11 protein-coding genes are annotated in these 12,028 nt (G+C 72.1%); 6 read left to right on the top strand and 5 right to left on the bottom strand.

Annotated features, from left to right (window positions below):
• Nucleotides 1-22: 22 nt before the first annotated feature.
• Entirely contained in the window at nucleotides 23-1,168 is a 1,146-nt protein-coding gene (locus AB0G11_RS23375; protein WP_357588145.1) for an FAD-dependent monooxygenase, read from the top strand.
• Nucleotides 1,169-1,248: 80 nt separating this feature from the next.
• Entirely contained in the window at nucleotides 1,249-1,698 is a 450-nt protein-coding gene (locus tag AB0G11_RS23370) for a hypothetical protein (RefSeq protein ID WP_357588143.1), read from the top strand.
• Nucleotides 1,699-1,731: 33 nt separating this feature from the next.
• Here AB0G11_RS23370 and AB0G11_RS23365 read toward each other — a convergent pair whose 3' ends face one another.
• On the bottom strand, nucleotides 1,732-2,265 hold the full coding sequence (locus AB0G11_RS23365) for a DUF2165 domain-containing protein (RefSeq protein ID WP_246645691.1): 534 nt from the start codon (nucleotides 2,263-2,265) through the stop codon (nucleotides 1,732-1,734).
• A gap of 205 nt (nucleotides 2,266-2,470) precedes the next feature.
• Here AB0G11_RS23365 and AB0G11_RS23360 point away from each other — a divergent pair, with 205 nt between their 5' ends.
• Nucleotides 2,471-3,022: a hypothetical protein gene (locus AB0G11_RS23360; RefSeq protein WP_357588141.1), complete on the top strand. Its 552-nt coding sequence runs from the start codon at nucleotides 2,471-2,473 to the stop codon at nucleotides 3,020-3,022.
• On the opposite strand, the gene AB0G11_RS23355 is transcribed toward AB0G11_RS23360, so the two are convergent.
• On the bottom strand, nucleotides 3,009-6,899 hold the full coding sequence (locus AB0G11_RS23355; protein ID WP_357588139.1) for a hypothetical protein: 3,891 nt from the start codon (nucleotides 6,897-6,899) through the stop codon (nucleotides 3,009-3,011). The two genes, AB0G11_RS23360 and AB0G11_RS23355, sit on opposite strands and share 14 nt — an antisense overlap.
• A gap of 348 nt (nucleotides 6,900-7,247) precedes the next feature.
• Between AB0G11_RS23355 and AB0G11_RS23350 the strand changes: the two genes are divergently transcribed.
• Complete coding sequence (locus AB0G11_RS23350; protein WP_357588137.1) at nucleotides 7,248-7,697, top strand: hypothetical protein; 450 nt, start codon at nucleotides 7,248-7,250, stop codon at nucleotides 7,695-7,697.
• Between the two features lie 41 nt (nucleotides 7,698-7,738).
• Here the strand turns inward: AB0G11_RS23350 and AB0G11_RS23345 are convergent, their stop codons facing one another.
• Together AB0G11_RS23345 and AB0G11_RS23340 are read right to left on the bottom strand one after the other, a co-directional pair.
• The gene (locus AB0G11_RS23345) at nucleotides 7,739-8,734 is read right to left on the bottom strand and encodes a helix-turn-helix domain-containing protein (protein WP_357588135.1); all 996 of its coding nucleotides are present in this window, start codon (nucleotides 8,732-8,734) and stop codon (nucleotides 7,739-7,741) included.
• A 23-nt stretch (nucleotides 8,735-8,757) separates the two neighbouring features.
• On the bottom strand, nucleotides 8,758-8,964 hold the full coding sequence (locus AB0G11_RS23340) for a hypothetical protein (protein ID WP_357588133.1): 207 nt from the start codon (nucleotides 8,962-8,964) through the stop codon (nucleotides 8,758-8,760).
• Between the two features lie 43 nt (nucleotides 8,965-9,007).
• Here AB0G11_RS23340 and AB0G11_RS23335 point away from each other — a divergent pair, with 43 nt between their 5' ends.
• Nucleotides 9,008-9,586: a hypothetical protein gene (locus AB0G11_RS23335; protein WP_357588132.1), complete on the top strand. Its 579-nt coding sequence runs from the start codon at nucleotides 9,008-9,010 to the stop codon at nucleotides 9,584-9,586.
• A gap of 16 nt (nucleotides 9,587-9,602) precedes the next feature.
• On the opposite strand, the gene AB0G11_RS23330 is transcribed toward AB0G11_RS23335, so the two are convergent.
• Nucleotides 9,603-10,247, bottom strand: coding sequence for a hypothetical protein (locus AB0G11_RS23330; protein ID WP_357588130.1), 645 nt, complete (start codon nucleotides 10,245-10,247; stop codon nucleotides 9,603-9,605).
• 189 nt (nucleotides 10,248-10,436) lie between these two features.
• Here AB0G11_RS23330 and AB0G11_RS23325 point away from each other — a divergent pair, with 189 nt between their 5' ends.
• A complete protein-coding gene (locus AB0G11_RS23325) occupies nucleotides 10,437-12,020 on the top strand; it encodes a cytochrome bc complex cytochrome b subunit (RefSeq protein WP_357588128.1) in 1,584 nt (527 codons plus the stop codon).
• The last annotated feature ends 8 nt before the right edge of the window (nucleotides 12,021-12,028 follow it).

The raw sequence follows: 12,028 nt of genomic DNA, 5'->3' as shown, positions 1-12,028 counted from the left end.
TCGTAGTGAATGAGGAGGGCGCATGAGGATCGCCGTCGTCGGAGCGGGGCTCGGGGGAGTGGCGGCCGCCGTCGGCCTGCACCGCGCGGGCCACGAGGTGACGCTCTTCGAGCGCGCCGCCGAGCTGAGGGAGGCCGGCACCGGGATCGTCGTCATGCCGAACGGCCTCCGCGCCCTGGACAGCCTGGACCTGGCCGCGGACGTGCGCCGGCACGGCCTGCACGCCGCGAGCGGCGGCCTGCGGGACTGGCGCGGCCGGCCGCTGCTGGTCACCGACGCGGTCCAGGGCCAGCGGAAGGTGGGCAGCCTCGCCATCCTCGACCGCGCCGAGCTGCACCGCGCCATCCGCGCCCCGCTGCCCGCCGACCTGGTGCGCACCGGCGTCCCGGTCGACCGCGTGGAGGCGCGGGACACCGGCGTGACCGTCATCGCCGACGGCGCCCCCGTCGCCACGGCCGACGCCGTGGTCGCGGCCGACGGCATCGGCAGCAGGCTGCGCGCCCAGCTCTTCCCCGGACACCCGGGGGTGCGCCGGACCGGCCGGATGGACCTGCGCGGGATGCTGCCCCGCCCGCCCGGCCTCGACCCGAGCCTGCTCGCCGGCCAGTTCGTCGACCGGCGCAGCGGGGCGATGTTCGGCCTGTTCCCCGTCGGCCCCGACCGGCTGTACTGGTTCACCGACTCCGCCCTCGACGGCCCGCCGCCCGGAGCGGACGAAGCACGGCGGCGGATGCTGTCCCTGATGGCCGACTGGCACCCGCTCGTCACGTCCCTCATCGAGGCCACCCCGCCCGGCGACGTCTACGTCGACCCGATCGCCCGCCTCGCCGAACCGCTCCCCTCCTACGCCGCCGACCGGATCGCGCTCCTCGGCGACGCCGCCCACGCCATGCCGCCCGACCTCGGCCAGGGCGCCAGCCAGGCGTTCGAGGACGCCGCCGCGCTCACCCGCTGCCTGACCGGCGCCGGACCCGGCGACGTCGCCGCGCGGCTGCTGCGCTACGACGCCGAGCGGCGGCCCCGCGCCGACCGCGTCATGCGCGCCGCCTCCCGGCAGTCGCGCCTGACCAGCCAGACCGGCGCCCCCGCCTGGCTGCGCGACGCCTTGCTGCGCGCCATCCCGTCCTGGCTCGCCACCCGGCAACTGGCCGCCCTCTGGCACGCCTAGAGCCGCCGGGACGAGGGGAATCGACAGGCTCCCACCGGGCAGGGGAACCGGAGATCCGGCTCGGCGCGGAGGTGGCCGACATGCACGTCCTGCTCAAAAGCTGGCTCGCCGGCGCCGCCGGCACCAGCGCGCTCAACACCTGCTCCTACCTGGACATGGCGATCCGCGCCCGTCCGGCCAGCGGGACGCCCCGCCGGGCGATAGCGGACCTGGCCGCACGCGCGCACGTCGACCTCGGCGACGACGAACGGGCCGGCCATCGCAAGGACGCCCTGGGTGCGCTCCTCGGCTACGGCACCGGCGCGATGGCGGCGCTCTGCTACGGCCTGCTCACCTCGGGCAGGCGGCCGGCCTGGCCCGTCGGCGTGCCCATGCTCGCCGGGCTGGCGATGATCGGCTCGACCGGGCCGCTCACCGCGCTCGGGATCACCGACCCGCGCACCTGGTCGGCCGCGGACTGGATCTCGGACGTGGTCCCTCACCTGGCGTACGGGGTGGCGGCCTATCTGGCCTACGCGTCACTCGGCTGACACGGCCACGAGCCGCCACCCCTGCCGCTCCGATCAGGCGCTCTCGCGGGCGTCGTTGCGGAGGCTGAGGAAGATCAGCACGATCCCGATGTACGTGCACAGCCGCACCGCGTCGGGGATGCCGTTCCAGGTGCCGTTCATCCACATGCCGAACCATTCGCCGCCGATGGCCTGGAAGCCGAAGAACCACAGCAGCAGGCCGACCGTGCAGCCGACGACGCCCCAGCGCTTGGCCCGGTGGAAGGCGGCGTCGTCGCGGCCGACGGCCCTGATCTGCTGCCAGGCGGAGATCAGGCAGGTCACCATGATGACCGCCTCGGTGAGGATGACGCCGATGTAGGCGGCGTGGTGCGCCCACGTCCACGGGATGGCGCGGTAGTTGATCTGGCTGACCGCGGCGAGCTCGGGCTTCTGCGCGTCCATGGCCAGCACGTGCCGGACGAACTCGAAGTTCGTGCCGTAGTCGGTGAGGTTGCCGAACACGACGAGCAGCGCGAAGCCGCCGACGGTGAAGGTGAGCAGCGCCTTCGCGATGCGAAGGGCGGCGATGGTGTCGAAGCGGGCCAAGGTTCTTTCCTTTGACATCTCTGATCGAATGAGCACACGGGCCCAGGGGAGGTGTCCTGAAAAGGGGGGAAAGATCCACGGGGCCCGAGCGCCCGGCGTGGAGGAACTCGCCGGGCCGCTCCACTGGCTCCGTCACTGGCGGTGACGTCGCGGGCCCCTCAGCCTGAGGTGGAGCAACGTGACTCATGGTAGCCGAAGTCGCACCATGCCGATCCTGCCGTTCCGATGCCTCCGGCGTTTTTTGTTTGCCCTGGTGAAACGGGGCTGGCAAACAATTCCCCAGCCCGAAGACTGCGATGCGGAAACCACGAACGTTCCCTTACACACGAGGAGAATGATGCGAGTCAGCAAGGCTCTTCTGGCAGGCGCCTTCGGCGCGGCACTGCTTCTGTCGCAGTCCCCGGCGGCGCAGGCCCAGGCCGTCGCTTCGGCGGCGGACGGCGGATGCCGCCCCGCCTACACCGGCAACGGCTTCGTCAGCGTCTATCCGTGCATTTCGAAGAGCGGAACCACCGTCATCGCGGACGCGTACGCGGACGAGATGCCATCGGCCTGCGCCTACTACAAGGTCTCCATCGTCAGCGGCGCGTACGACACGGTATGGACGACCGGTCCGGAGGAGGCGTGCAGCCGGGCCCACTCGGGCAGGGTCCGCCTCTACAACGCCCGGGGGACGTTCAGGTCGAAGATCACGACCTACGACCGCAACGACAGATCGATCGGCTCGCTCGAGAGCCCGAACATCACCGTTCCCTGACGCGTCCCGGAGGGACGGCAGAGGGTGACGCCGTCGCCCCGGTGACCGGTGGGCACGTCCGCTGGTACGGCAGCCGCGGAAAGTAGGTCCGCCAGTCCGCCTCCGGCAGCCCGCCTCCGGCGCGACGGCACACGGCAGCCGCCGAGGCGTCCGGGCCGACGTCGTAGCGCCGCACGGGCACGTGCTGTCCGGCGGCGTACAGGGAGTCGCCGCCGGCGCTGAAGGAGAGGGCCAGGATGCCGTCGCCGGGGGTGGGCAGGGGCGCTCCGATCGGCAGCCGGGAAGCGACATCCCACAGTCGCAGGGTGCCGTCCGCCGTCCCGACGGCCAGCACGGACTCGTCACGGGAGAACGCCAGCGCGGTGACATCCCGGCTCGGATCAGAGCCGCTCGCCGCGGACGCGTTCAGCACGCCGATGCGGCGCCGCACGGCACCGTCCCACAGGACGGTCTTGCCCGAGGCGTCCCCCGTGGCGAGGTACCTGCCGCCGGGGCTGAAAGCGTGCGCCTCGATGAGGCCGGGCCCGGCCGAGGGCGGATTCTTCGCGCCCGACCGCAAGTCCACGACATCACCCGCTGACGTGACGACGAGCGGCCGGACGGGGTGCACGGCGATCCGGTCCGCGGTGACGTCGGGCAACGCCCTCGTGATGGTGCGCCGGCGCAGGTCCCAGACCATCGTGGCTCCTCCCTGGTGAGGCTGGGCGTCCAGGAGCGACCTGTCGCCGGGCCCGAAGGCGATCGCCCCGGTCGGCGGCTTGTTCTCCGTGCTCAGCACCAGCGTGTCCGTCGTGCGCCGGCCGGCCACGTCCCACAGGGACACGCGGGTCGGCACCGTGGCGGGATACGACTCCGAACTGCCGAAGGCCAGCGTCCTGCCGTCGGAGGCGAAGGCGAGCAGGATCGAGCAGCCCGGCATGGCGTGCTCCTTCGGAGGGCACGCAACCTCCGGGAGGTCGGCGGGCGGCCCGCCGGACAGCGTCCGGTGGAGCCGGAACAGCACGCTTCCCCGCTCCCGCGCCTCGTAGGCGAGCGCCAGCCGGGTCCCGTCCGGGCTGAACACCGCCTGATCGGCCTCGTCCTTGTGCCACTGCGGGGTGAGGGCGGCGCCCAGATCGAGCGTGCGTACGGCAGCCGGCCACGCCCAGCTGGAGCCCGCAAGGAAGCGGATGCGGTTCGCCTGCGTGTCGATGCGCAGGTCGGCGACCTGCTCGCCCATGAGCGAGTGGCGGAAGACCGGTCTGCCCGGCCAGGAGACTCGCCACAGCAGGAGGTCGGTCCCGTCGGAAGCGGCCAGGAAGGCCCCGTCCGCGCTGAACCCGATCTCCTGGACGTTCCGATGGGCGATGGAGGCCACCTCGGCGCCCGACGCGAGGTCCCACAGGCGGACCCGCTCATCGGTGACGACCGCCAGGCGCCGGCTGTCGGGCGTGAACCGCACGAACTGGTACTGGCACTGACGCCGGCCAAGAACCGGCGCCCAGGCGGTGTCCGTCTTCCTGCCCGTGCGCACGTCCCACACCTGCAACCGCCGCCCCGGAACACACAGCGCCAGGTACCGATCGTCCGGGCTGAGCGTCGCGTCCGGGAAGTCCGGTGCGGTGACCGTCCGCCTCTCGGCGTGGCTGCGCGCCATGGCGGGCGCGGCATCCCACGTCGACTCCAACGCCGCCGAGGGCTCTCTGGGGACGCTCACCCGCAGGAGCTCACGCCTCCGGGCGAGGTCCCACGCCAGGATCCGGTAGCGGGATCCCTCGGCGTTGTACCCGATGACGCTGCGCCCGCTCGTCCCCATCTCGAACCCGTCCTTCGCCGGGCCCAGCTCCCTGTCGTCACGGCGTCCGGTGGCCAGATCCCACGACGCCACGGCTCCGTCCGGCGTGAGGATGGGCAGCGTCCATGCGTCGCCCGTCCTCGCCCCTGCCCGCAGGTGCTCGGCGCCGAGCCCCGGCAGGAGAGCCGTCCGGCGGCGAGTGTCCACGTCCCAGGCGGAGACCTGGGCGGCGCCCACGCTGACCAGGGTGCGGCCGTCGATGCTGAGGTGACGCATGGTCCCGGGGGCGCCGTCGGGATCGGTGAAGACGTCCTGGTGGCGTTGCGTGGCCGCCGCGTGCAGGGCGGACCGGGTCTCGGGCAGGTCGGCGACCCGCCAGGCGGCCAGGCTGAGGCGCATCGCCCTGACCGGGTCCGTCTCGCGCAGGCTTTCCGCGATGCCGGCGGCGCGCCGGGCTTCGGCCTCGCGCTGGCGGGTCTGGCCCGTCGTGTTCTGCTGCCAGGCCAGCAGGGCCGCCACCAGCGTCAGCACGAGCAGTCCGGAGATCGCCGCGGTCCGTCGGGTGCCCGAGCGGCGCTCCCGCTCCCCGGCCGCCAGCCCGGCGGCCAGGAACTCGCGCTCCAGCGGAGTGAGCTCCTCCGAAAGCTGCTCCGGCCGCCTGCCGAGGAACCTGCCCGGGCCGCTGCCCCGGCTCTTCCCGGAGACGGTGAAGTGCTCGCGGGCAGCCGCCAGAGGCGCGCCGCGATACAGGCCGCCCGGATCGCGGTCGTGATCCCGCCAGGCCGTGGCCGCCTCGGTCAGGCGGCGCTGCAGCCGGATCCGCTCCCGATCCGCCTCGATCCAGCCGCGCAGCCGTGGCCAGGCGGTGAGCAGCGCCTCGTGGGCGAGGTCCACCTGCGCGTCGCCGAGCGTGAGCAGGCGGGCCGCGGCCAGCCGGTCCAGGAGCAGCCGGGTGTCGCCGTCGGCGGGCAGCTCGCTCCGGCCGATGGGGCGGCGGGTGTCGGGCGTGCCACGGCCGGGCTCGACCAGGCGCATCAGCAGATGCCGCAGCCGCTCCCGCTGCGGCGGGCTGAGATCGGCGTAGCAGGCTTCGCAGGTGCGGGCGATGGCGGCGTGGATGCCGCCGGACGCCTCGTACGCGGCCGTGGTCAGGGCCTTGCCACTGCTGCGGCGCCACGTTTCCAGCAGCGCGTGGGACATCAGCGGCAGCCCGCCGGGCTCGCCGTCGACCTCGGCGATGATGCGGGCGGTCAGCTCGCGTTCGACGATCAGGCCGGCGGCGGACGCGGGCCTGACGATCGCCTCACGTAACTCGGCCGTGCTCATCGGCCCGACCAGCAGCGTCGATCCCTGTACGGCCTCGGCCAGGGAGCGGTGCCCGGCGCAGTGGCCGAAGAAGTCGGCCCGCACGGCGATCACCACCCGGGCGCCGTTCTCACGCCGCGCCTCGGCCAGGAGCGCATCGACGAAGGCGTCCCGCCGCTCCGCGTCGGCGCACAGGGTGAAGAGCTCCTCGAACTGATCGACGATGATGACCTCGTCGGCCTGCCCGGGGCGGACGCGCTGCGGATCCGCTCCCGGCGCCAGCACGCGAACCGTGGGGGGCGGCCGATCCTCCCGCTCGCGCAACCGGGGGAGCAGGCCCGCGCGCAGCAGCGAGGACTTCCCGCTGCCCGAGGGACCGACCAGGAGGACCAGGCGGTGCGCGCCGACCAGCGCGGCCAGCCGGCCGGCCGTCGCGTCACGGCCGAAGAACCGGCCGTGGTCGGCTTCCTCGAAGCGGGCCAGCCCGAGATAGGGGGCCCGAGCGTCGTCCCGGCCGGCCGCGGCGAGCTCGCGCGCCTCCTCACCGGCCTCCTCCCAGCGTCGCCTCCAGTGCTCGGCGTCGCCGTCGCACGCCCGGACGTAGGCCAGCGCCACGTCGAGCGACGGCAGCCTTTCACCTGCGGCGGCCTGCGCCAGCGTGGTGACGGAGTAGTGGGCGCGGGCGGCCATCATGCGGTACGTGGGCGTACCGGCCTTGTGGCGGAGCTCGCGCAACTCGTGGGCGAAACGGGCGATCGGCCCGTCCGCCGGATTCAGCGGCTGCTCACGACGTCCCAACTCTTCTCCTCCAAGCGGTGAACACGTCCGGTGTCCGGGAATTTTTCGCACCGGCGAAAAGGGGATGCGGAACAATCCGCCGGGGCTCTCGCGCGAGGAGAAAAGATGCGAGCCGGCAGGCGCTGCTTTCGGCGGTTGCCGGGCGCCCTGCACCGACAACGGCGAATGAGATTTCCCTCCCGGAACATACAGGTCGAAGCTCCTGGTCTACAACCGGAGCGGCGGACAATAGCGCCTTTGACCTGCGTGTTCCTGCTCAGGCCGGAACTGGGTGACGATCTCCGGGCCGGTGGGATGTACTGACTCCGCGCCCAATCGGCTATTCAGGCCACGAGCGAGGAGAAATTCATGCTGAAGAAATTCATTCCGGCAGCCGTGGCTGCCATTTCCCTGGCAGGTCTGACATTCACGCCGCCCGCGGGCGCGGAAAGTCTTTCCAGTTCCAGGGAGTACGGCTGCGACAGCGGGGACTTCTGCATGTATACGACCGAGGTCATCTCCGCACAGACGAAAATTGGCGACCATGGCGCGGACTGGCCGACGAGGGGGGAGTCCAGTGAGGGCAAGAGCCCGTATTACAACGTCCGGTCCTTCTTCAACAACGGCACGGCGCAAACCGAGGACCACGTCCTGGTCACGTACATCCGGGGTGACACCGGATCCAGGCACACGACGTGCGTTCACCGCGCCGAGGACGGGGATCTCGGGTCGGGACATGAGTGGCCCGACGGGCGCGTCTACGTGACCGTCATCAAGATCGACTGGGTCAACCGCTGGACGTCGCCGTGCAACGGGTAGCCCGAGGACGGTCCTAGGCGTTCACCGGGCCGGGGACGCGATCACTGCTGCCGGTGGATCAGGTCGCCGCCCAGCCGGGTGAGCTGGTGGATGACCATGTTCGCGTGCCGGGTGCTGGTGATCAGCCCGGCCCGCTGCAGCACCTGCGCGTGCGCGCTGGCCGACGACAGGGAGGCGCCGGTCCGGCGGGCGAGTTCGCTGGTGGTGCAGCCGGTGGTGGCGGCGATGCAGCGCAGGATGCGGGCCCGGGTCGCGCCGAGCAGGTCGGGCAGCGGGTCGGGGCCGGGGCCGGGTTCTGGTGTTCCGTGCGGGGTCGGGAACACCAGGACCGGCGGCAGGCTGGGGTCGGCCATCGCGACCGGGGTGAACCGCCCGAAGTAGGAGGGAATGAGGGTCAGGCCGCGGCCTCGCAGGTGGATCTCGTACCGGCCGGTGGCGTAGTCGGTCTCGAGCACCGGGGGCCGCCACCGGATCGACGGTCCGAGGCCGGCGAGCATCGTGTCCACGCCCTGGTCGGTGAGCAGGCGGGCCAGCCTGGCGCGTTCGCGGCCGAGGGTGTGCTCCATCGCGGTTCGGCGGGAGCCGAAGGCGACCTGGCAGTACCGCTCGCTCAGCCGTGCCAGGTCGCGGATCGCGCGCCGGCTGCCGCGGGCGAGGTCGTCCAGCGTCGCGGGGACGGGCGCGTGCGGGCGCAACTGGTCGAGCTCATGCCGCACGCGCGCCGACGGCGTGTCGGCCAGGACGTCCAGGCCCTGCTGGAACCCGTTCGTCGACTCGTAGGGGGTCAGGAAGTCGGGGAAGTACGCCTTGATCGGCGCCAGGGGCACCAGCTTCTCCCGTACCGGTGTGAGCAGCCCGGCCTCGGCCAGGTCGGCGCGGACCTGCCGCCGCCAGCCGGACATCGCGCCGGTGCCGCCTGGCCGCTGCAGTGTGTGCAGGCTCAGCACCATTTCCCACATGATGTCCAGTCGGCTGGCGATGCGCACGCGAGCCAGGTCCTCACCGGTGAAGACGATCCGCAGGGTCCCCTTGATCATGATCGCATGTTCGGCCGCCAAGGTCACAGACAGATCAAAAGCCGATCGACGACGGCCGCCGCCCTCTCGAACGTCACGTCGATGCCCTGGTCGGCGCGGATCGGCTCGTTGCGGAGGGCGGCGCCGGCCTGGTCGTCGCCGGCGCCGGTCAGTGGGTGATCGCCCGCCGGTGGCCGGGCGGCCGGGGCTCCGGTCAGGCAGGCCGTGCCCACGGAGGCCGAAGGCGACATGGTACTTTACGCCCGTAGAGGTCCGGCGGGGGAGTGGGCGGAGATGACGGCGGAGGGCTCGACGCGACGGCAGCAGATCGCGGACGCGGCGATCGAGACGCTGGCGGAGGCGGGTTCGCGCGGGCTCACCCATCGGGCCGTCGACCGGGCGGCGGGGCTGCCGGAGGGCTCCAGCTCCTTCTACTTCCGCACCCGGCTGGCGTTGCTCCAGGCGGCTCTCGACCGGCTCCTCGAACTTGAGATGGCGGAGCTCTCCTCGCTTCCCGAGCTGCGTGGCGACAGCCCGACGGAACGGGCGGTCGAGCTGGCGATGTTCGCCATCGGGCACTGGACGACCGCCGGCCGCGTCCGGACGCTGGCCCGTCACGAGCTCTCCCTGGAGGCGACCCGCCGCCCCGAGCTGCGCGCGTCCCTGCAGAAGGCGTCCGACGTCGCTCACCGGCCGATCGTCGACGTGCTCGCGACGGCCGGCATCCCCGGGCTGGAGAAGCGTATCCACCTGATCGTCGCCTGCATCGACGGGCTCATCCTGGAACACCTGACCGGCCCCGACGGGCTCGACCTCGACCCGGTCGAGTTGCGGGCCGTGCTCCATCCCCTGATGAGCGGGCTCTCGCCCTGACCCTCGCGCGCGGCGCTCACGTGAGGATCCGGCTCTCCGGTACGTGATCGACGGCGCGGGTCCTGGCGTAGCGCGGCCGCCAGAGGGCGTGGTACAGCAGCCGGTCGGTCGGGGGAAGATGGCGCAGCACGGAACCGCGCACGGCGGCGGGGGCGCCGTCGAGAAGCCAGGGGTAGAAGGAGGCGGCTTCCCGCAGACCGGCCAGCCGGCGGCGTTCCCAGTAGAGCGCGACCCGCTCGGCCCGGGTGAACAGCTCGGCGGTCGCCTCGGCGAGGCGGGTCTCGTGCCGGTGGTGGCGCGTCAGGGCGATCATCAGATTCGACAGCGCGCGCCAGGCCCGGTCCGGGGAGGCGGGGCGTCTCGCGGTGGCGTCGACCGCGTCGACCAGCGTGGCGAGCCTCCGGCGCTCCTCGGCGATGACACCGAGCAGGGCCAGGTCGGCCCGGCCCGCCTTCGCCCGTAGCACCGGCCACTGGTGGTTCCGGTCGGCGCGCTGGTGGATGAGCAGGAAGTACGCGAAGCGGGCCCATCGGTTCCGGGTCCGCGCCTCGGTGCCGCCCTGTCGTGCCACGGCCGCGGCCAGGAGGGCGAGGTCGCGCTCGAACGCCTCGTGGAGCGCGGCGCGCATGCGGGCTTCGTCGGACGTGGTGACGGTGGGCATGGCCTCCCTCTCGTGCGTGCCGGACAGGCGAGCGCGGACTCCTGCGTCATCCCGCCTCCCCGCATCTACTTCTGTAGAGCATCGTTGCTACTCTACATTCGTAGATGGCCTTCACCGGCACCCGAAAGAGGACCCTCCCGATGAGAACCCGACCCCCGTCCGGGGCATCGCGACAGAAGCGGCGGATCGATGATTGACAGAACGGCGGGCTTCGCCAGGCGCAACCTGCGCAAGGTCTTCCCCGACCACTGGTCGTTCCTGCTGGGGGAGATCGCGCTCTACAGCTTCGTCATCCTGCTGCTCACCGGAGCGTTCCTGACGTTCTGGTACAAGCCCAGCATGGGACACGTCGTCTACGACGGGTCGTACGCGCCGCTCAAGGGCATCCTGATGTCCGAGGCCTACGCCTCGACGCTGGAGATCAGCTTCGAGGTGCGCGGCGGCCTGCTCATCCGCCAGACCCACCACTGGGCGGCGCTGCTGTTCGTCGCCGGGATGCTGGTGCACATGCTCCGCGTGTTCTTCACCGGCGCCTACCGCAAGCCGCGCGAGCTGAACTGGATCATCGGCGTGCTGCTGCTGGCGCTCGGCATGGCCGAGGGCGTCACCGGCTACATCCTGCCCGACGACCTGCTGTCCGGCGCGGGCCTGCGCATCACGCAGGGGGTGGCGATCTCCCTGCCGGTGGTCGGGACGTACGTCCAGTTCTTCGTGTTCGGCGGCGAGTATCCCGGCGAGGACGTCATCTCCCGGTTCTTCACGCTGCACGTCCTGCTCATCCCCGGCCTCCTGGTCGCGCTCGTCTGCACCCACATGGTCCTCATGTGGGTGCAGAAGCACACCCAGATGCCCGGCAGGAACCGCACCGAACGCAACGTCGTCGGCTCCCCGTTCTACCCGGCCTTCATGGCCAAGGCGGGCGCGTACTTCTTCTTCACGCTCGCGGTCCTACTGGGTCTCGCCACCTTCGCGCAGATCAACCCGATCTGGCTGGCCGGTCCGTTCAACCCGGCCGACATCTCCGCGGGCTCGCAGCCCGACTGGTACATGGGCGTCCTGGAGGGGGCGTTGCGCGTCATGCCGGCCTGGGAGATCAACGCCCTGGGGCACACGCTGCCGTTGAGCGTGATCATCCCAGGACTGGTGCCCCTGGGCGTCATCGTGACGGGCCTGGCCCTCTACCCGTTCGTCGAGCGGTGGGTCACCGGCGACACCCTGGAGCACCACCTCGCCGACCGCCCGCGTAACAACCCGGTCCGCACCTCGATCGGCATGGCGGCCATCGCCTTCTACGGCGTGCTGTGGCTGATGGGGGCGAACGACGAGATCTCGGCCAACTTCCACATCTCGCTCTTCGCGCTGACGTGGGCGGGCCGGGCCGGGGTCATCGTCCTGCCGGTCCTCGCGTACGTGATCACGTACCGGCTGTGCCTGGGCCTGCAGCGCGGCGACGCCGGACTTCTCGCGCACGGCGTCGAGTCGGGGGTGGTCAGGCGGCTGCCGCACGGCGAGTTCGTCGAGGCCCACGTGCCGCCGGCCGAGGACGTCGCGGCCCACATCAGGGGCAAGGCGGCGATCCCGGTGATCCGCGGCGCCGACGGGGCCGGGCGCGACGGTGTGCCGGCCCAGGAGCGGCGTGGTCCGCTGGGCCGGCTGCGCGCCCGCCTGAGCCGGGCGTACGGCGGCGAGAAGATCCCCCTGGAGAGCGGACCCCGCGCGGATCACGGCGCACCCCACGCCCGCGACGGCGAGCACGAGGCCGTGACGCGCTGAGAACGGCT

Origin of the sequence: Nonomuraea sp. NPDC023979 (assembly GCF_040639085.1) — a bacterium.
In the GTDB taxonomy this organism is placed as follows: domain Bacteria; phylum Actinomycetota; class Actinomycetes; order Streptosporangiales; family Streptosporangiaceae; genus Nonomuraea; species Nonomuraea ceibae.
Note: the sequence above shows the minus strand (reverse complement) of the source record. Positions and strands in the feature narration are given on the sequence as shown.

What these genes read in the sequence shown, in the direction of transcription:
- AB0G11_RS23375 (WP_357588145.1), top strand. Translation starts at nt 23, where the DNA reads ATGAGGATCGCCGTCGTCGGAGCGGGGCTCGGGGGAGTGGCGGCCGCC.
- AB0G11_RS23370 (WP_357588143.1), top strand. Translation starts at nt 1,249, where the DNA reads ATGCACGTCCTGCTCAAAAGCTGGCTCGCCGGCGCCGCCGGCACCAGC.
- AB0G11_RS23360 (WP_357588141.1), top strand. Translation starts at nt 2,471, where the DNA reads ATGCCGATCCTGCCGTTCCGATGCCTCCGGCGTTTTTTGTTTGCCCTG.
- AB0G11_RS23350 (WP_357588137.1), top strand. Translation starts at nt 7,248, where the DNA reads ATGCTGAAGAAATTCATTCCGGCAGCCGTGGCTGCCATTTCCCTGGCA.
- AB0G11_RS23345 (WP_357588135.1), bottom strand. Translation starts at nt 8,734, where the DNA reads ATGATCAAGGGGACCCTGCGGATCGTCTTCACCGGTGAGGACCTGGCT.
- AB0G11_RS23340 (WP_357588133.1), bottom strand. Translation starts at nt 8,964, where the DNA reads ATGTCGCCTTCGGCCTCCGTGGGCACGGCCTGCCTGACCGGAGCCCCG.
- AB0G11_RS23335 (WP_357588132.1), top strand. Translation starts at nt 9,008, where the DNA reads ATGACGGCGGAGGGCTCGACGCGACGGCAGCAGATCGCGGACGCGGCG.
- AB0G11_RS23330 (WP_357588130.1), bottom strand. Translation starts at nt 10,247, where the DNA reads ATGCCCACCGTCACCACGTCCGACGAAGCCCGCATGCGCGCCGCGCTC.
- AB0G11_RS23325 (WP_357588128.1), top strand. Translation starts at nt 10,437, where the DNA reads ATGATTGACAGAACGGCGGGCTTCGCCAGGCGCAACCTGCGCAAGGTC.